This window comes from Sporanaerobacter acetigenes DSM 13106 (assembly GCF_900130025.1).
Classification (GTDB): domain Bacteria; phylum Bacillota; class Clostridia; order Tissierellales; family Sporanaerobacteraceae; genus Sporanaerobacter; species Sporanaerobacter acetigenes.
In genome coordinates, this window is the sequence record NZ_FQXR01000021.1 from 1 (window position 1) to 17,499 (window position 17,499).

The 17,499-nt window shown below is 31.6% G+C and carries 16 protein-coding genes and 14 tRNA genes; 27 read left to right on the forward strand and 3 right to left on the reverse strand.

Features of this window, described 5'->3' with window-relative positions; translation table 11 throughout:
* Positions 1-28: 28 nt before the first annotated feature.
* The 14 genes from BUA21_RS13410 to BUA21_RS13475 all read left to right on the forward strand — a co-directional run bounded on the left by BUA21_RS13410 (position 29) and on the right by BUA21_RS13475 (position 1,539).
* Positions 29-104 (forward strand) — tRNA-Thr (locus BUA21_RS13410).
* A gap of 8 nt (positions 105-112) precedes the next feature.
* Positions 113-198, forward strand: a tRNA-Tyr gene (locus tag BUA21_RS13415).
* 5 nt (positions 199-203) lie between these two features.
* A tRNA-Gly gene (locus BUA21_RS13420) sits at positions 204-277 on the forward strand.
* Positions 278-285: 8 nt separating this feature from the next.
* Positions 286-362: transfer RNA gene (locus BUA21_RS13425), tRNA-Arg, on the forward strand.
* Positions 363-366: 4 nt separating this feature from the next.
* Positions 367-443, forward strand: a tRNA-Gln gene (locus BUA21_RS13430).
* A gap of 141 nt (positions 444-584) precedes the next feature.
* Positions 585-660: transfer RNA gene (locus tag BUA21_RS13435), tRNA-Lys, on the forward strand.
* A 7-nt stretch (positions 661-667) separates the two neighbouring features.
* Positions 668-758, forward strand: a tRNA-Ser gene (locus BUA21_RS13440).
* 12 nt (positions 759-770) lie between these two features.
* Positions 771-861 (forward strand) — tRNA-Ser (locus BUA21_RS13445).
* An 11-nt stretch (positions 862-872) separates the two neighbouring features.
* Positions 873-949 (forward strand) — tRNA-Ile (locus tag BUA21_RS13450).
* Between the two features lie 23 nt (positions 950-972).
* Positions 973-1,047 (forward strand) — tRNA-Trp (locus BUA21_RS13455).
* A 20-nt stretch (positions 1,048-1,067) separates the two neighbouring features.
* A tRNA-Val gene (locus tag BUA21_RS13460) sits at positions 1,068-1,143 on the forward strand.
* 13 nt (positions 1,144-1,156) lie between these two features.
* Positions 1,157-1,233 (forward strand) — tRNA-Ile (locus BUA21_RS13465).
* 14 nt (positions 1,234-1,247) lie between these two features.
* A tRNA-Ile gene (locus tag BUA21_RS13470) sits at positions 1,248-1,324 on the forward strand.
* Positions 1,325-1,463: 139 nt separating this feature from the next.
* Positions 1,464-1,539, forward strand: a tRNA-Phe gene (locus BUA21_RS13475).
* A gap of 39 nt (positions 1,540-1,578) precedes the next feature.
* Here the strand turns inward: BUA21_RS13475 and BUA21_RS13480 are convergent.
* Entirely contained in the window at positions 1,579-2,562 is a 984-nt protein-coding gene (locus BUA21_RS13480) for a ribonuclease H-like domain-containing protein (protein ID WP_072745351.1), read from the reverse strand.
* Between the two features lie 127 nt (positions 2,563-2,689).
* Here BUA21_RS13480 and BUA21_RS13485 point away from each other — a divergent pair, with 127 nt between their 5' ends.
* The 10 genes from BUA21_RS13485 (at position 2,690) to BUA21_RS13525 (ending at position 11,927) form a co-directional block, all read left to right on the forward strand.
* Positions 2,690-4,291 (forward strand): gamma-glutamyltransferase family protein, encoded by a 1,602-nt coding sequence (locus BUA21_RS13485; RefSeq protein ID WP_072745352.1) that lies wholly within the window; start codon positions 2,690-2,692, stop codon positions 4,289-4,291.
* Between the two features lie 22 nt (positions 4,292-4,313).
* Positions 4,314-5,798 carry a hypothetical protein gene (locus tag BUA21_RS13490; protein ID WP_072745353.1) on the forward strand — a complete coding sequence of 495 codons (1,485 nt, stop codon included), beginning with the start codon at positions 4,314-4,316 and terminating at the stop codon, positions 5,796-5,798.
* Between the two features lie 81 nt (positions 5,799-5,879).
* Positions 5,880-6,887 (forward strand): acyl-CoA dehydratase activase-related protein, encoded by a 1,008-nt coding sequence (locus BUA21_RS13495; RefSeq protein WP_072745354.1) that lies wholly within the window; start codon positions 5,880-5,882, stop codon positions 6,885-6,887.
* On the forward strand, positions 6,859-7,968 hold the full coding sequence (locus BUA21_RS13500) for a 2-hydroxyacyl-CoA dehydratase (protein WP_072745355.1): 1,110 nt from the start codon (positions 6,859-6,861) through the stop codon (positions 7,966-7,968). Before BUA21_RS13495 ends, BUA21_RS13500 begins: the two co-directional genes overlap by 29 nt.
* Complete coding sequence (locus tag BUA21_RS13505) at positions 7,943-8,920, forward strand: acyl-CoA dehydratase activase (protein WP_072745356.1); 978 nt, start codon at positions 7,943-7,945, stop codon at positions 8,918-8,920. Before BUA21_RS13500 ends, BUA21_RS13505 begins: the two co-directional genes overlap by 26 nt.
* Positions 8,921-9,049: 129 nt before the next feature.
* On the forward strand, positions 9,050-9,466 hold the full coding sequence (locus tag BUA21_RS13510; RefSeq protein WP_072745357.1) for a nucleoside recognition domain-containing protein: 417 nt from the start codon (positions 9,050-9,052) through the stop codon (positions 9,464-9,466).
* Positions 9,467-9,477: 11 nt separating this feature from the next.
* A complete protein-coding gene (locus BUA21_RS13515) occupies positions 9,478-9,954 on the forward strand; it encodes a nucleoside recognition domain-containing protein (protein ID WP_072745358.1) in 477 nt (158 codons plus the stop codon).
* A 48-nt stretch (positions 9,955-10,002) separates the two neighbouring features.
* Positions 10,003-10,143, forward strand: coding sequence for a hypothetical protein (locus tag BUA21_RS14780; protein WP_158281685.1), 141 nt, complete (start codon positions 10,003-10,005; stop codon positions 10,141-10,143).
* Between the two features lie 32 nt (positions 10,144-10,175).
* On the forward strand, positions 10,176-10,724 hold the full coding sequence (locus BUA21_RS13520; protein WP_233242630.1) for an RNA-guided endonuclease InsQ/TnpB family protein: 549 nt from the start codon (positions 10,176-10,178) through the stop codon (positions 10,722-10,724).
* Between the two features lie 168 nt (positions 10,725-10,892).
* Positions 10,893-11,927: an HD-GYP domain-containing protein gene (locus BUA21_RS13525; protein ID WP_084604312.1), complete on the forward strand. Its 1,035-nt coding sequence runs from the start codon at positions 10,893-10,895 to the stop codon at positions 11,925-11,927.
* 26 nt (positions 11,928-11,953) lie between these two features.
* Here BUA21_RS13525 and BUA21_RS13530 read toward each other — a convergent pair whose 3' ends face one another.
* A complete protein-coding gene (locus BUA21_RS13530; protein WP_072745360.1) occupies positions 11,954-12,961 on the reverse strand; it encodes a hypothetical protein in 1,008 nt (335 codons plus the stop codon).
* Between the two features lie 146 nt (positions 12,962-13,107).
* Between BUA21_RS13530 and BUA21_RS13535 the strand changes: the two genes are divergently transcribed.
* The gene (locus tag BUA21_RS13535) at positions 13,108-14,175 is read left to right on the forward strand and encodes a hypothetical protein (RefSeq protein ID WP_072745361.1); all 1,068 of its coding nucleotides are present in this window, start codon (positions 13,108-13,110) and stop codon (positions 14,173-14,175) included.
* A 155-nt stretch (positions 14,176-14,330) separates the two neighbouring features.
* Here BUA21_RS13535 and BUA21_RS13540 read toward each other — a convergent pair whose 3' ends face one another.
* Entirely contained in the window at positions 14,331-15,332 is a 1,002-nt protein-coding gene (locus BUA21_RS13540) for an asparaginase (RefSeq protein WP_072745362.1), read from the reverse strand.
* 371 nt (positions 15,333-15,703) lie between these two features.
* On the opposite strand from BUA21_RS13540, the gene BUA21_RS13545 reads away from it, so the two are divergent.
* On the forward strand, positions 15,704-16,315 hold the full coding sequence (locus BUA21_RS13545; RefSeq protein WP_072745363.1) for a lactate utilization protein: 612 nt from the start codon (positions 15,704-15,706) through the stop codon (positions 16,313-16,315).
* A 23-nt stretch (positions 16,316-16,338) separates the two neighbouring features.
* Complete coding sequence (locus tag BUA21_RS13550) at positions 16,339-17,496, forward strand: cysteine desulfurase family protein (protein ID WP_072745364.1); 1,158 nt, start codon at positions 16,339-16,341, stop codon at positions 17,494-17,496.
* Positions 17,497-17,499 lie beyond the last annotated feature (3 nt).

Consider the following 17,499-nt stretch of genomic DNA (forward strand, 5'->3'; position numbering starts at 1 on the left):
TTTTTAAAGTTTCAAACTTAATAGTTATGCTGGTGTAGCTCAATTGGCAGAGCAACTGACTTGTAATCAGTAGGTTGGGGGTTCAAGTCCTCTCACCAGCTCCAAATTATTAGGAGGAGTTCCCGAGTTGGCCAAAGGGGACGGACTGTAAATCCGTTGGCTCAGCCTTCACTGGTTCGAATCCAGTCTCCTCCACCAAATATGCGGGTGTAGCTCAGTGGTAGAGCCCCAGCCTTCCAAGCTGGTTGCGAGGGTCCGATTCCCTTCACCCGCTCCAAAAGACGAGCACCTATAGCTCAGTTGGATAGAGCAACGGACTTCTAATCCGTGTGCCGGGGGTTCGAATCCTCCTAGGTGCACCATTGTTGGGATGTAGCCAAGCCGGTAAGGCACTAGACTTTGACTCTAGCATTCCGCAGGTTCGAGTCCTGCCATCCCAGCCATTTAAATTTTGACCCATTAGCTCAGGCGGTATAAGCAGAGAACCAAAATCGTGTATTTCGATTTTGAGTGAATCGCTTAGTCCGAATTACTAATAGTCATTAAAGCAATAAAACAAATACTGCGATAAGTTTAAAAAAAATGACCCATTAGCTCAGGCGGTAGAGCACCTGACTTTTAATCAGGGTGTCCGGCGTTCGAGTCGCCGATGGGTCACCACTAATATGGAGAGGTACCGAAGAGGTCATAACGGGGCGGTCTTGAAAACCGTTAGGGTCTTCCGGCCCACGTGGGTTCGAATCCCACCCTCTCCGCCATTTGAAAGATATGGAGAAGTACTCAAGCGGCTGAAGAGGCTCCCCTGCTAAGGGAGTAGGTCCTTCACGGGGCGCGAGGGTTCAAATCCCTCCTTCTCCGCCAGTAGTTAGTTTGGGCCTTTAGCTCAGTTGGTTAGAGCGTCCGGCTCATAACCGGCAGGTCCGGGGTTCGAGTCCCTGAAGGCCCACCAAACTTTTTATTGGTCTTGGCTATAGGGGTGTAGTTCAGTGGTAGAACGTCGGTCTCCAAAACCGAATGTCGTGGGTTCGAGTCCTGCCACCCCTGCCAGCCTACATATTAAAAAATAGGGGCGCATAGCTCAGCTGGGAGAGCACCTGCCTTACAAGCAGGGGGTCATAGGTTCGAGCCCTATTGCGCCCACCAAATTAAACCTAAAGGGCTTGTAGCTCAGGTGGTTAGAGCGCACGCCTGATAAGCGTGAGGTCGGTGGTTCGAGTCCACCCAGGCCCACCAAATTAGACCTATAGGGGCCTTTAGCTCAGTTGGTTAGAGCGTCCGGCTCATAACCGGCAGGTCCGGGGTTCGAGTCCCTGAAGGCCCACCATTATTTAGCCCAGATAGCTCAGTCGGTATAAGCAGAGAACCAAAATCGTGTATTTCGATTTTGAGTGAATCGCTTAGTCCGCGTTGCTAGGGTATGATTAGTAGATAAAATTTCATACTGCTGTAGTGTGAAAAAATTAGCCCAGATAGCTCAGTCGGTAGAGCAGGGGACTGAAAATCCCCGTGTCGGTGGTTCGATTCCGCCTCTGGGCACCATTTATATAAAAAAACAGTAGATAACTGCAGGAAAGTTATCTACTGTTTTTTTAACAATTCATAAATTATATTTTTAATATTATCTATGATGAAAATCTTTTCTATTTGAATCAACAATATGTTTTCAGGAAGATTGTATATTGTATTGTCCTTTATATCTAACTTTGGCTCGAAATTTTCTAAATTTACATAAATGCATTTTTTCAGATTTGATAGAATACCATGTTCTATTTGAAATTGAATCCTTAACATACCTTTTTTTGGCTTCCAATTCAAATTATAGCTATTTTTATAGACTATTATTGGTTCTTTCGGAAATTTGTCAGTTACACAATTTATATTTATTATGTCATTAGATATTTGAAAATTTTTTATCGTGATTTTTAGGCATTTGTTCTTAGTATCCTCATATGGTATTTGAATAGTACTTTTCTCTTTGATTACATCCAGTATTTTTAGAATATAAGGTAAATAATATATATCATCATAATTGTGTTTTAAAATTAGTTTTTTGCTTTGTTCATTTTTGTTATTTATATAGTCATAGAAAAGCGAAATACATTCACCTCCAGACAATTCATCATCTCTATTTATATTCAAGTATTTTTCAATAGATTTAAGTTTTAAATTTTCAATTTCAAATAAATATTTGTTATTTTTCACTATTTTATATATATCAATTGATTTGGATATGGGTATCTCATAGTCGATATTATATTTTTTGTATTTATGATTTAAAAAAGGTATATCAAAGGAATCACCATTAAAGTTAATTATGTAATTGGGATTTTCAAATTCAGGTATTAAAGTTCTAAGCAGTACAATTTCTTCATCTATAGATTCTAAAATATATTGTTTTAATGTATATTCTTCATCGTTACATGAAAGAATTCCAACTAAATAGACAGTATCATTTTTTCTACTAAATCCTGTAGTTTCTATATCAAAAAAACAAATTTTTGAGTCTTTAAAATATTTTTTTAAATCCAAATTATATTGAACATTGCTGTACAAAATATCCATTGTTTATTCTCCTTTACTTTTAACCATGATATAATAGAATAAGGATTTTTTATGAATACAAATGTGATTATTATTAAATTATATATATTAATTAAGATAAAATCAAATGGCAGGGGAGGTATTTCTCGTGAATTTTGATGCATTAAAATATAGATATCCGTCTAGAAGAATGGTTGTACTTGGCAACAATGGGATGGTAGCTACAAGTCAGGCATTAGCAGCTCAAGCAGGATTAGATATTTTAAAAAAAGGTGGGAATGCAATAGATGCAGCTATTGCTACAGCAGCATGTTTAACTGTAGTAGAGCCTACATCAAATGGAGTAGGTGGAGATGCATTTGCTATTGTTTGGGAAAAGGATAAAATTTACGGTCTTAATTCTAGTGGATTTGCTCCACAAGGTTTATCAATAGATAAACTGAAGGATAAAGGGCACAGAAAAATGCCAATTTATGGTTTTGAACCTATAACGGTACCAGGAATCCCTTATGCATGGAGAGAGTTGTCTAAACGTTTTGGAAAGTTAGAACTTAAAGATGTATTTAAACCAGCAATAAACTATGCAATAGAAGGATTTCCAGTGTCGCCTGTAGTATCCAAAAACTGGGGAAAAGGATTTGAAAAATATTTAAGTGAATTAAAAGGTGAAGAATTTGATAGCTTTTTTAAAACTTTCACAAGAGATGGTCAAACCCCTAAGCCAGGTGAAATTTGGAAAAACGAGGATTTAGGGAATACTTTGCTAGAGTTGGCAGAAACGGATTGTCTTTCTTTTTATGAAGGAGATATAGGAGAAAAAATTGATAAATTTTCGAAAAAGTTTGATGGATATATAAGAAAAAAAGATTTACTCGAATATAAAGCAGAATGGGTAGAGCCTATTAGCATAAACTATAGAGGTTATGATGTCTGGGAATTGCCTCCAAATACTCATGGGCTAGTAGTTCTTATGGCTTTAAATATTCTAAATAATTTTCAACTATCTTACGAAGATTCATTATCATATCATGTAATTGTTGAAGCAATGAAGCTTGCTTATGTAGATGGGTTAAAATACATAACAGATGCAAATAAAATGGAGATTCCCATTGAAAAATTCTTGTCTAAAGAGTATGGTAGCGAAAGAGCTAAATTAATCACAAAAGATGCTATTCATCCCCATTATGGTAATCCTGATTTAGGAGGAACTGTTTATCTTGCTGCAGCTGATGGAGAAGGAAATATGATAAGCTATATTCAAAGCAATTACATGGGATTTGGTTCTGGTCTTGTGGTGCCAGGTACCGGCATTAGTTTACACAATAGAGGCTGTACTTTTTCACTTAATCCAAATGATGCAAATTGTCTGGAACCAGGCAAAAAGACTTATCATACAATAATACCGGGATTTTTAGGGAAAGATAAGGAAGCTATAGGACCTTTTGGTGTAATGGGTGCATATATGCAGCCCCAAGGACATGTTCAAGTTGTTACTAATTTAATTGACTTTAATCACAATCCTCAAGAAGCTTTGGACAGACCTAGATGGCAGTGGATAGAAGATAAAAAGGTGTTAGTAGAACCTGATTTTCCACTAAACATAAAAGAGGAACTAATAAAATTTGGTCATGAAGTTGAATATTCAGATGATGTAGGAAGCTTTGGCAGAGGTCAAATAATACTAAAAAATGGTAGGACACTAATGGGAGGAACTGAGCCAAGAGCTGACGGTATAGTAGCACCTTGGTAAGAATTTTGAAAGGAGAAAAACTATGATTACAAAATTTGACATAGAAAATATAAAAAAATTAGATAAAACGGAAGTTGAAGAACTTGGGAATGATGATTTAACTCAAATTATATCTTATTTAAATAATAGACAAATAGAAAAAGTAGGTACTATGTCTTTATATGATTCTATTTTAGGATATATAGATATAATGGAATTGCTAGAAGAAAATAATATTATAGAAAACATTCAGTCAGGAAATGAAAAAAAACTTATCATGGATAATTACAAAAAACTAATGGAGACAGTTAAAAATATTGATGAAAAAATAAAGAAAAAGATAGATGATATAGAACGTGTAAGAGTTTTGAGAACCAGCTTAAACAATTTATCCAACGATTTAGAACCTTACTTAGTAGAAGTATCTTATGTTGAAGAAATAGTTGACTATTATTTAACAAAAAATTTAGCAGAAAAGGAATTAAAAAATGAAAATTTAGATCAAAGGCAGTTAAGCAAATTGCTCATAGATATTACAAATTATGTTACAGAAGATATTAAAGATTATTATATTTTTAATGAAAAAATTTCCACTATAATAGGCATGCTCCCTTTTAGAATTACAAAAGAAAGATTTTTTGAAATAATAGAAAATAGTTTAAATAGAAGCTTATCTAATGTGTCAAAAACTTATATTGATTATGAAATTAAAAATTATAAAAAGACATTTAATGGATCTATGGAATCTTCTTATGGAATAGCATATGATGATTATTTTAGAAGAGTTCAAGAGTTGAAATATGAGGAATTAAAAGGAATGGATTTAGATGAGCTTTCTAAAATTTCTCAAAAAACTAAAGAGTTGTATAGTGAAATGGAAGAGCTGAACTCCATTATGAAAAACATGGGAATACTTACAAATAAATTAATGGCAGTTTTCTTGATCAATTCCAATATAGATAATTTTGAAATTGACGAAAATATTTTAGCAAAATGGGGGGAATGTTTAAAATCAGATAAAAGTGGAAGTATTGAATTAAGAAAAACAATTAACAAAGAGCTTTCCATTTTACAAAAAGATATATTTGAAACTAATGAATTGTTAGAAAAAGTTAGTTATGAGGCCGTTGATAGACCAGATTTAATAGATGAAAAACTTAATGATGAATTACTTCTTACTAAAAAGGTTCTTAGTTATTATAATGACTTTTCTTTTTTGAGAGAAGATATACTTCTATATGATGGATTTGATAGCATAGAAATAGTAGAAAAAAATTATTTAGATGAATTATTAAATAATTTCACTCAATATCTAAATAGGAATATTTCAACTATGACTAATCTAGAGAGAAAAATTAGAATGAGAAGATTGCTATCTAGTATGGAATTTCCTTTTGAAAAGCCAGAAGATTTTATGGATTATATACAAGTTTCACTAGATCCAAGAATTACAAGTAAAGAAGAAATATTAGTTTCTATGAAGAGTTTATACTATTTGATAAATATGGACGAATTATATGAAGATTAGGATTTTATTGTAATGTTTTTTTGTTATATTATCCTTCCAATATGTCAATAATATACTAATGACGATTGGAGGGGTTTTTTTATGTACAAGATTGGGATACCAAGAGGCATGCTTTTTTATGATTATTATCCTCTGTGGGCTGAATTTTTTAAGGAGCTTGGAGCTGAAGTAATTGTATCTCCAAAGACCAATAAAGATATACTAAATAGTGGAGTTCTTAACTGTGTAGATGAATCTTGTCTTCCAGTAAAAGTTTTTCATGGTCATGCAGATTATTTAAAAGATAAAGTAGATTATATATTTATACCTAAAATGATCAGTATTCGAAAACTGGAATATTGTTGCCCTAAAATTTTAGGACTTCCTGATATGGTGAGATTTTCTATAGCGGATTTACCCCCTATAATTGATACAACTATAAATTTAAGAAAGATTAACTATACTAGTTCAAAATATAAAAAAGCTGTTTATGAAGCTGGAAAATATATAACCCAAAATAAATCTAAAATAAGAAATGCTTATAAAAAGGCTTGGGAATCTTATGAAAGATATTTATATCTCCTAAGTAAAGGAGTAATTCCTATAGAAGCAGTTAAGATGTACAACAAGACCTTTGTAGATTTAAATTACAACTCAAAAAACCATGATATGAGTATCATGGTTGTAGGACATCCTTACAATATTTATGATGAGTATCTTAATATGAATCTTATTTCAAAATTAATTAACAATAGAATAAAGGTTATGACACCTGAAATGGTTAGTAAAGATGAGATAATATATTATTCTAATCAATTGCCCAAGAGAATGTTTTGGACTTATGGAAGACGAATAGTAGGTTCAGCCTTTAGTCTTATAGAAAAAGATGAAGTGGAAGGAATAATATATTTATCATCTTTTGGATGCGGAATAGATTCTATACTCATAGATTTAATAGAAAGGAAAGCTAAAAGCAAAGGAGTACCATTTACCCTTCTTACACTGGATGAACAAACAGGAGAAGCTGGGATAGATACTAGAATAGAAGCTTTTATAGATATGATGAAATGGAGGAATAAAGATGATTGTGACATTTCCACATTTAGGTAATGTATATATTGCTGGGAAAGCATTTTTAGAAGAACTGGGTCAAGAAGTAATACCGCCTCCAAGATGTAGTTCTAAAACTTTGGAAATAGGCACAAAATATTCTCCAGAAAATATGTGCTTACCCTTTAAAGTTAATATTGGAAATTATATTGAAAGCATTGAAAGAGGTGCAGATACTATTCTCATAACTGGAAGTTGTGGGCCTTGTAGATTTGGATATTATTCTGTGTTAGAGCAAAATATATTATGGGATTTAGGATATGATGTAGAAATGATAGTGTTTGATCCTATATATGAAGGATTAGATAAATTAAAAGAAGGGCTTTCAAAGGCTTTAAATATTAAAAGTTATAAAGATGTAATAAAGGCTGGCAAACTTGGATGGAAACTTATTCAAAAAGCAGATTATTTAACTCAATTATCAAATGAAAAAAGGGCTTATGCAATAGATAGTTATGAAGTGGACGCTATGATGGAGGAATACTATAAAGATACAGAAAATACTTTTGGGGCAGAAAAAATGCTTAAGCTAATGGATGAAGTCGAGTATAGCCTTAAAAGTATTCCAATAGATAAAAGTAAGAATCCTATAAAGATAGGGATTATTGGAGAAATATATACAATTATTGAACCTTTTGTAAATTTAGAAGTAGAAAAGAAATTAGGCCATATGGGAGTTTATGTGGAAAAAAGTTTGACTCCTACTAAATGGGTTAATCATCATGTCACTAGTTTCCCATTTGGTTCTAAAGAAGAAAATATGAAATATAAATTGGCAAAGCCCTATTTGTCTACATTAGTTGGAGGTCACGGAAGAGAAACTGTAGGAAGTGCTGTTTATTATGCAAAACAAGGATTTGATGGAGTTATCCAACTTTTACCTTTGAATTGTATGCCAGAGATAGTCGCCAAAAGCATATTGCCCCAAGTGCAGAAAGATTACAATATTCCAATTATGACTTTAGTATTAGATGAAATGACTGGAGAGGCTGGGTATTTAACAAGGTTAGAAGCCTTTGTTGATTTGCTTACAAGAAGAAGGGAGGAAAGAAAAGTTGGAGAATTATTATTTGGGTGTTGATGTGGGAAGTGTAAGTACAAATTTAGTACTGATAGATGATGAAAACAATATTCTCTGTAAAAAGTATTTGAGAACTCAAGGAAAACCTATTGAAATGCTAAAAGAAGGTTTAAAGGAACTAAAAGAGGAAATTGGAGATATAAATATTTTAGGTGCTGGTTCGACAGGAAGTGGTAGATATTTAGCTGATTTAATTATAGGGGCTGATGTTGTTAAAAATGAAATTACATCTCATGCAATTTCTTCACTGAATTTTATTCCTGATGTTCAAACTATAATCGAGATAGGTGGGCAGGATTCAAAAATAATAATAATAAGGGATGGTATAGTAGTAGACTTTGCCATGAATACAGTTTGTGCAGCTGGGACGGGTTCTTTTTTAGACAGGCAAGCTTATAGGCTTGGAATACCTATAGAGGATTTTGGAAGAATGGCTTTAAAATCTGACAATCCTGTTAGAATTGCGGGTAGGTGTGCAGTTTTTGCTGAATCAGATATGATTCATAAGCAACAATTAGGACACAATCAAGAGGATATTGTATGGGGACTTTGTCAGGCACTTGTAAGAAATTATTTGAACAATGTAGGCAAAGGAAAAGATATAAAAGGACCTGTAATGTTTCAAGGTGGAGTAGCTGCTAATGGTGGTATAAAAAGAGCATTTGAATCTCAATTGGGCCTAGAAGTTTTTATACCTGAATATTTTGATGTGATGGGTGCAGTAGGAGTTGCAATGCTTGCAAGAGATGAAGTGAAAAAAAGAAAATCTTCAAATTTCAAAGGACTGGAAATAGCAGATATAAACTACAAAGTAAGAGGAATAGAATGTAATGGATGTGCTAATGCATGTGAAATAGTTGAAATATGTGGGGATAATAAAATTCTTGCTAGATATGGTGACAAATGTGGAAAATGGTCAAACATGAAGAATGAGAATACAAAACTAGCTTAACCTTAAGTATATTACTTAAGGTTTTTCTATCATAGGAAGATTCTAGTTTTTCTTAATATATCAATGTATAAATATAAGTGTTTTTTATGTTATAATCATCTTATTAAGATGATAAAAAGGTGGTATGAAATGTATAAAGAAAGCTTATTGCGAGGATTAAATAAGGGAATTAGAACCACATGGGAATTAACAAAAATAGTGGTACCAGTTTATTTTTTTGTAACTTTTTTGAAGTATACACCTGTACTTAGTTGGATTTCAAATTTTTTTGCTCCAGTAATGAAAATAGTAGGTCTTCCTGGAGAAGCTTCTCTTGCCTTAGTGTTAGGTAATATGATAAATCTTTATGCAGGTATTGGAGTTATTGCTAGTTTAAATTTAACAATAAAGCAGATAACTATATTAGCTATAATGCTTTCTTTTTCTCACAGTTTATTTCTTGAAACAGCTGTAGCAAAAAAGACAGGAGTCAATGTAACTTTAATACTTTTAATAAGAATTTCACTAGCGATAATTTTTGGAATATTGTTTAATATCATATTGTAGGAGGAATGAACATGGATTTTGTTGGATTTTTAAAAGAAAGCACATTTGGTAGTTTGAATTCTATATTTGATATGGCAAAGATAGTTATTCCACTTATGATAGTTATGGAAATGTTAAAGGATTTAAATATTCTTGATAAAATATCTGATTTTTTTAAACCTGTTGCAAAATTTTTTGGAATATCAAGTGAATCAACTTTTCCGTTAGTTATAGGGCTTATATTTGGACTAGCCTATGGCGCAGGTGTGATTATTGAAAGTGCTAAAGAAAACAATTTATCTAAAAAGGATTTATATGTTTTAATAATATTCTTAATTGCTTGCCATTCAGTGTTTGAAGATACTTTGTTATTTGTAGCTATGGGTGCAAATGGGTTTTTATTGCTGTCATTGAGAATTGGTATAGCCATTGTTATTTCTTTTATGGCTTCTAAAATATTAGATAAAATTAATATAAATAAAAGTAAATTACCTGAACATATCTCATAAAAAAGAGGAATTATTGTATTTTTATAGAATATATTAGGGAACGATGCGTTGGGAGGGATTAAATATATTAATCCTAGATGTTCTTTTGATGGACTTAATTGGTGGATTTCAGTTGGTGTAGAATATCCAGATAATACAGAAATACCAACAAGTGAAGGTATTGGAATAGATTTAGGAGTAGAAAATTAGCAGTAGTTAGTGATGGCAATATTTATAAAAACATAAATAAAACAAAAGAAGTAAAAAGATTAGAAAAGAAAAAGAAAACATTGCAAAGAAAAGTATCAAAAAAATATGAAATAAATAAAATTGAAACGAAAGGTGGTGAAACCCGTTACAAGAAAACAAGGAATATTATAAAATTAGAAAATCAACTTAAAAAGTTAAACCAAAGACTCACAAATATTCGTCATAATTACTCACATCAAGTAACTACTGAAATAATAAAGCGAAAACCAAGCTTTATTGTAGTTGAAGATTTGAATGTAGCAGGAATGATGAAAAACAAGCATCTATCTAAAGCTATTGGGGAACAACGATTCTATGAATTTTATAAACAGATACAGTACAAATCCGAATGGAACAATATAAAATTCGTAGTAGCAGATAGATATTTTTCTAGTAGTAAAATTTGTAGTCAGTGTGGAAGTTATAATAAAGACTTAAAGTTAAGTGACAGGAAATATATCTGTGAATGTTGTGGTTCTGTATTAGATAGAGATTTTAATGCTAGTTTAAATCTTAAAAGGTATGGTCAAGAAATAGCTTAAATCACTGAAGTCGTAAAATGTACCCATACGTTAGTGGGGAATTTAAGCCTTTGGAGTATCAAGACCACACAAGTAGGATTAATCCAAAAGTGGATACGTTGAAAAAGGAATGAGACATAAAAGTTGATTTTTATAACTTTTTATAAGTTTTCAGTAACGGGATGACTAGTGGCTATTGTAAAAGTAAGGGATTTAAAGCCGGGAATGGTATTAGATAAAGATATAGAAAGCTTGAAAACTGGAGCAGTTCTTGTAGGCGGTGGTGCTGTTCTTAATAGGAAACTTATATCACATATAAAAAATTTAGGTGTAAGAGAAGTAAATATTTTTGACGAAAGTTCTTTTTTAAAAGAACATCCAGAAGACAGTTTAGTTATTAAATATGAAAAACTGTCAGATAAAGTGGAAAATACTTTTAGTGATATAAAGTTTGGAAAGAAAATCATCTTGACTGAAATAAGTGATGAAGTTGATGAATTAATATTTGAATTGATTAGCAATAACAATATATTGGGGAGATTGAAACAACTTGAAAAAAGAGATGATTATACATTTAATCATTCTCTTGATGTATGTATGTTAGCTACTATGCTTGGAAAATGGCTTGAATATTCTCAAATTCAGCTAAAACAATTGTCACTAGCTGGAATTTTTCACGATATTGGGAAACTTAAAATATCTGATGACATCATAAACAAACCAGGGAAACTTACAAAGTCAGAGTTTGAAATAATAAAAAAACATCCTATTTATGGATATGATATATTAAATGAAACAGTAGGTATCAGCAAAAACGTTGCATTAGGGGTTCTTCAACATCATGAAAGGCAAGATGGAAGCGGATATCCTTATGGTTTGAAGGAAAGTGAAATTCACGAATTTGCTAGAATAATTGCTGTATGTGACATATATGATGCTATGACTTCAAATCGAGTATATAAAGGCAAAGAATCACCATTTTTAGTAGCAGAGCATTTAGATGATGAAAGTTTTAGAAATTTAGATCCTAGAATTACTAGAATATTTTTGGATAATATTTCTAAATTTTATGTAGGAAGTAGAGTAAGAATAAGTAATGGAGAAGTAGGTGAAATAATATTTGTTAATCCACAAATGCCTACAAAACCTATAGTTAAAGTTGGAGACAAATATATAAATTTTTTAGAAGAAAAAAAACTACAAATAGTTGATATACTAAAATAGGTGCTCAATTTGAGCACCTATTTTAGCTAATGTTCTTCTCTATCTTCATAGGTATCTGAATAAATTTCTTGTGAAATTGTTCCTTCATCTTCATTTAAAGGGCGAGGTCTAGGGCAAGGGCAAGGATCATTGTTGCTATTTTCATCTATCTGTTTAGGAAATAGAGTTGGGAAGGTGCTACAAATTGGAGATACTTCAGGTGACAATACTGGGAATCCAGTAGATAGAACACAAAGTTGTACAGGAACTATTACTTTTTTTTCACATGTTATACAAACTGCAATGATAAGGCTTATTCTTACTGCTCCAGTAGTAGGATCAATCACAATATCTCTTGTAATGCTGTTTGTAGCCAATCTAGTTTCACAATTTATATTGCAAAATTCTGCGAATCTTGGGAAGAAAGCTGAATCAAATACAGAAGGAATACAGAGTTCAAAGAAATTGGTCATAACTATAGGATTTGAAGCGGGAGCAATTGGAACAGTACTAGTGAGAGTTACTTTTGACTTTCTACATCTAGAATCTTGTACCAATGCATCTATTTCTACAACTACATTTCCAGATATTCTAACAGTTTGAGTTCCAAATACTGGTGTACCTTTTCCAACTTCTTCACATTCTGTAGTATTAGCAAATATTACTTTTTCGGTTTTCATTCCATCAGGGCCAACTACTGTGATTGGACATCCTTTTCCATCTTTTACGAAATCTCCTCCAGAGAGAACAGTTTCAGGATCAACAACTAAATTTCTTGGATCTAGAGCATTTTCTGGATTGAAGAACTTTCTACATCTTATATCAAGTATTCTAATGATTCTTGCATTTTGACCTAATGAAGGAGTGAAAGGTTGATTTGTTACAGTTCTAAGAGCTTGAAGGTTTACTAGCACTGCATCATATACTTTTTGTACAAATATAGGTTCTGGTCGAACTCTTCTTAAAGTACCATCCCATTCGCAACCTGTTGTACCTGTGCAACATCTATCCGTAATACCCATTTCTGATATATCAGATTTAATATCGGAATTCATAAATTTACCTCCTTTAAAACTTTATTTCTAGAATTACTTCTCAATTTCAATATATTCTTTTAGATAAATATGTGTGACATAGTGAGGAATATTTTGTACATAGTTGCCATATTTATATACAAAGATTTTATATAGGTGGTGTATTTATGACTTTTTATAATGAAAAGGTTTCTATATTGACAGATAGCTATCAAAATGTCTATAGCTTTCAATGGAGAAACAAAACAATTTCCACATATTTTTTTAATATTTTAAGTGGAGAAATGGAAAAAAAGACAATAGTAGAGGATTCCCTAGAAGAATATGATATAGCCATAGGGAAAAATGACTATATTTATTTGGTTTATCAAAATCTTGATAGACATCTTGTTTTAGTCACTATGTTTGGGGATTATATAGATATGGTGATTTTGACAGAAGAACCTGTTTCCAATGTATATGACCTGAGTATACTGTTAGATAGAGAAGAAATTCATATATTTTATAATGTTCTCTTAAATGAAGCTGAAAAATTATACAGATTATATCACCATCACTATGATGATGAAATCTGGGTTACAAATGTTGTGGAAGATACAAAGATTCAGCAGGTATTGAATCCTTTCTGTTTAAGTTTACAAGATTATAGTCTTTTTGTTTTTTATTATGATTATGCAGAAGAGGGAGAAGAAATTTTCTTAAAAAAATATGATATTGTTGAAAAGAAGTGGCTTGAAAAGCAAAGGATTACACGTGGATTTAATTCAAAATTATATATAGATATATTGCTTGAGGAAAATATATTAAATATAGTTTATAGTCAGAACTTTGATGGAAATTTATCGATAGTTTATGAAAAATATAACATTGTTGGGGCTGATACAGTACTTCTTAAAAGAGAAATATTATCTAATGAAGAAAATTGCTCATATCCTACAATTATAAAATATGTAGATAAACTTTGGGTGGCTTGGATAGAATATGATGCTGTATTAAGTAGATATAGTGTAGATGAAGGGGAAATTTGGAGTAGCATATATCTTTGGGAAAGATCCAAAAATATAGATGTTGTTAGATACAAATATGTAGACAATTCAATAAAAGAAAGTAACAAAAAATTAAATTATTCTTTTGGTAGCATTTATCCTGATATTTCTTTTATTGGATTTGGACTATTGGAAGATGTTCAAGAAGTTCCCATAAAAAAAAAGTACAGAAAAATACCGAGATTTTAGAAATACAAAAAATGATAAAAGAAATGAAAGATAAAATAAATATACTTGATGAAAGATTAAATTATATAGAAGATTATTTAGATAGGAGAAGTAGAGGCTTTTTTTATAGAAGTAGAAATAGATAGTGCTACTTGTCATAAAGTAGCACTAAAATTCTAGTTGTTTTTATACTCATCTTTTTCGAATAATTTCCTTATTGTCTCCATGTTATTTGTGGTGCTTAAAGCAAGCATAAGCTTGATTCTTGCCTTTTGTCCAGGAAGATTTCCACCAAATATTACACCCAATTCTCTTAAATGTTTTCCCCCGCCTTCATATCCATATGTATCAAGCACTCTTCCTGTAGGACATCTTGATACTAGCACAATAGGAATATTTTTTTCTATACATCTTGTGACTCCATCAATCATTTGAGGTGGTATATTTCCCCTTCCTAAAGCTTCAAGAACTATTCCTTTATAATTTGAATCTATACAATAATTTATAATATCTGAATTCATTCCTGGAGCACATTTTAGAAGCATAACTTTTGTTTCAATATCATCAGTATCTATAAAATCCCTTGATATTATATCTCTATAGAATATGACTTCATCATTGTCAACTATTCCAAGGGCACCAAATTCTGGGGATTTAAAAGTATCTAAAGCCAAGGTATTGGTTTTAGTCACTTCACTTGCTGCATTTACTTCATTGTTCATTACTACCAATACGCCCTTATTTTTAGCTTTTTCTGAAATAGCTGTACATATAGCTGCTGAAAGATTGCTAGAACCATCATATCCCAATTCAGAGCTATTTCTCATGGCTCCAACAACTATTACAGGTTTTTCTGATTTTATAGTTAAATCTAAAAGATATGCAGTTTCTTCTAATGTATCTGTACCATGAGTTACAACAACGCCAGAAATATCATCTCGAGAAATCGTTTTCTTAACAAGTACAGCTAAATCCATCATCATTTCTGGTGTAATGTGTGGGCTTGGATAATTTCCAAAATTAATTATTTCTATTTCAGTAAATTTTTCTATGTTGGTGACCATTGCTAGAATTTCTTCGCTAGTCAAAGCAGGAATAGCTGCATGAATACGAGGATCTACTTTCATTGAAATAGTTCCGCCAGTGAATATTATTGCTACTTTATTAGAAGCAGACATTTTTTAGCCCCCTTATATATTAGAATATATTAAAATTATTTCTAATAGCATTTTACCACGAATTTATAATATTTGCATAAAAAATAAAAAAAAGACTCCTAAAAGGAGTCTTTACATCCACAAGGGATGTCACATAAAACCGTTCAAAAGGGGTATTGGGAATAGAGATCTTATTTGAGGTTACCAGGGGGATAACCACGAACAAATTATAGCAAATTCCGACAGCTTTTGCAAGGCTTTTTTCAAAAAAAGTTTAAAAAATGTACAAAAAATGATATATAGTAAATTATGGCTTTAATAATGTTCAAAAATTATATATAATATTGTTAAATTGTTTATAATATAAATATAATAAGTATAGGGGGATAAATATGGAGGAAAGAGTTAGAAATACAGTGGAAAGCTTAAGAAAAAATGGATTTGAGGTTAAATTTTTTGATAATAGCAATGAGGCCAAGAACGACATAATTCGACATATACAAAATGTTGATACTGTAGGGATTGGAGGTTCTATGACAGTATTTGATATGAATATTTATGAAGAGCTAAAAGAAAAAGGGATAAAAGTATATTGGCATTGGAAAGTTCCAGATGAAGAAAAAATGGAAGCGAGGAATAGTGCCGATAGTTCAAAAATCTATATTACAAGTACAAATGCCATAACAGAAGATGGGAAACTTGTAAATATGGATGGCGTAGGAAATAGAGTTAGTTCTATGTTTTATGGACATGAAAAAATCTATATAATAGCAGGAATAAATAAAATTTGTAAAGATTATGAAGAAGCGAGAAATAGAATAAGAAATATAGCTGCACCTAAAAATGCAAAGAGATTAAAAGTAGATACTCCATGTGCTATTGCTGAAAAGTGCGTGGATTGTAGTTCTCCTTCAAGAATATGCAATGTGGAAGTGATACTTCACAAAAAACCTTCCAATGCCAATATATTTATTTTTCTTGTAAATGAAGAACTAGGATATTAAGCTAAGGATGATGAGGTGATAAAGTGGAAGTATATTTAGACAACTGTGCTACAACTAAACCAAGAGAAGAAGTAATTGATGAAATAAATTATATGTTAAGAACGTGTTATGGAAATCCTTCTTCTCTTCATAGATTGGGATTAAATGCTGAAAAAAAATTAAATGAAGCAAGGGAAACAATTGCTAATTTTTTAAATGTAAGAAAAGATGAAATATATTTTACTTCAGGTGGAACCGAAAGCAACAATTTAGCCATTCAAGGGATAGTAGAAAAGAACTCGAGAAAAGGACATCATATTATTACAACTAAAATAGAACATCCTTCAATACTTAATGTTTTTAAATATTATGAAAACAATGGCTACCATGTAACCTATTTGGACGTAGATAAATATGGTTTTATAGATTTAAAACAATTTCGAAACAGTTTAGATGATTCTACAATACTTGTATCTGTAATGCTTGTAAACAATGAAATTGGAACTATTGAACCTGTTTGGCATATTAGAGAAATATTAAAAGAGAAAAAATCTAATGCATTGTTGCATATAGATGGTATACAAGCTTTTGGGAAAATACCTTTGTATTTAAAGAAGTGGGAAGTAGATACATTTTCTTTCAGTGGGCACAAGGTTCATGGTCCTAAAGGAGCAGGTGGCTTATATATAAGGAAGGGTGTCAATTTAGATCCTATAGTATTTGGAGGAAATCAAGAAAGGGGAATGCGTTCTGGAACTGAAAATACATTAGGTATTGTTGGAATGGGCTGTGCTGTTGACATAATGAATAGAAATTTTCATGAGGAAAGAGAAAAAGTTAACGAACTCAAAAGCTATTTTGTCAAAAATGTATCAGAACAAATATCTGATATAAAGATAAATAGCGGTATAGATGACAACTTTTCTCCTTATATAGTCAATATAACTTTTTTAGGAATCAGGGGAGAAGTATTGTTGCACTTTTTAGAGGACAATGGAATATATGTTTCTACAGGTTCTGCATGTTCTTCTCATGGGAAAGGTGGGAGTCATGTTTTAAACTCTATTGGTCTTAAAAATAGCGAAATAGAAGGAGCTATAAGATTTAGTTTTTCATACCAAAATACAAAAGAGGAAATTGATTATGTGGTAGATATATTAAAAAAATCTGTAGAAGACATAAGAAAAGTAATTATGAGGTGATTT